A 1,300-nucleotide genomic window follows, 5' to 3' on the forward strand; every position below is an offset into this window, starting at 1 on the left:
TGGGACTGTCAATTTGTTAGTTGGTATTTTGTGTTTTTTATCCAATTTCTTGTTCTGTGGTAGATTTGGTTTATGAATCCTATTTTGGTTCTGTATTTATTTTTATCTGCTTTTGGCATTATGTTTCCTATGTAGTTTTCAGTTTTATTGTTTGTAGAATCGATTTTGCCTATATGGGGTTTTTTTAAGAAGGTTAGAAATTTTTTATATTTTGGGAAGAATTCTTTTTTTAAATATTTTGCTAAAAACTCTGGAAACTCATCTAAAATGTATTTTATTCTTTCAACATACTTTAAAGCATCTTCATATGATTTTTGTTTAAATAAATCCAGTGAAATGCCTTTAAATAAGTTTATTTCTTCTTTTATAATTTTTAATTTTTTTTCAACTTTTTCTTTGATTTGTGTTTTATTCAGTTCCAAGTAGGTTTTTTTAATTTTTTTCTCAATTTTAACTTTAGTTTTGTTTAAATGCTTATTTATTTGTTTATTTATATTTTTAGTTAGGTGAAAAGAGCAATATTGATGTTCAAATCCTAAATTATCCATTAAAGAGTTATAATCATCTAATAAGTCGGTGACAATTAGTTTTCTTTTATGATGAGGAATGGTAGTTTCAATAAACTCTTTTATAGTAGTTGTTTCCATATCATCATATATTGCTTCAGCTATTGGCATATCATAAGATTAAATCAAAGAGAACGCATCGATATTTCCATTTTTCTCCATTAATTTTAACCCATTGCTCATCATATCCATAATAACCAGATAATTCTCCAATATCACAGGTGAAATATGTTTCGTTTAGGATTAAACATGATTTCCTAACAGTTTCATGAGATATTTTGACATTGTTGAAGTTTTTATGTGTTTTACTTGTATTTCTCAAGGAAACACGATCTAACTCCATATTTTTAACTGATTTATCTTTAGTTTCATTAGAAAAATTGCAATATGGTTCATACAAACCATTAAAGCTGGTTTGAGAAAATTTACCGCAAGATGAACATTTATATCTTTTAACCACGATATTATACTTTTTTCCATCCTTATCAATGATTAATCTATCATTATGGCCATATTCACTAACTTTTCTAGAGTTACAGTGCTTACAAAAAGGATCTGCATAGATATAAACATTTTCAGCCGTTTTTATAACATCACGATTAGGAGAATATTTATTTCGACCAAGCTTTTTCTTATAATTTTCATCAGCTTCTAATCCAAAAACAAAAAATTTATATTGCACATCAGACACATTACTAATAGGAGAGGTTGTTTTTACTACTATCATAGTTAAA

2 protein-coding genes are annotated in these 1,300 nt (G+C 26.4%); both read right to left on the reverse strand.

The features are described 5' to 3' along the window. Positions 1-8: 8 nt before the first annotated feature. Complete coding sequence (locus tag MBCUT_RS00845) at positions 9-677, reverse strand: hypothetical protein (protein WP_067257572.1); 669 nt, start codon at positions 675-677, stop codon at positions 9-11. Position 678: 1 nt separating this feature from the next. Further along, positions 679-1,300, reverse strand: a 622-nt coding sequence (locus tag MBCUT_RS11090) for a DUF6431 domain-containing protein (protein ID WP_169805339.1), incomplete at its 5' end; no start/stop codon positions are given.

This window comes from Methanobrevibacter cuticularis, assembly GCF_001639285.1.
Classification (GTDB): Archaea; Methanobacteriota; Methanobacteria; order Methanobacteriales; family Methanobacteriaceae; genus Methanobaculum; species Methanobaculum cuticulare.

Excerpts from the sequence above, each read along its gene's own strand:
- MBCUT_RS00845 (WP_067257572.1), bottom strand. The coding sequence starts at position 677 with ATGCCAATAGCTGAAGCAATATATGATGATATGGAAACAACTACTATA.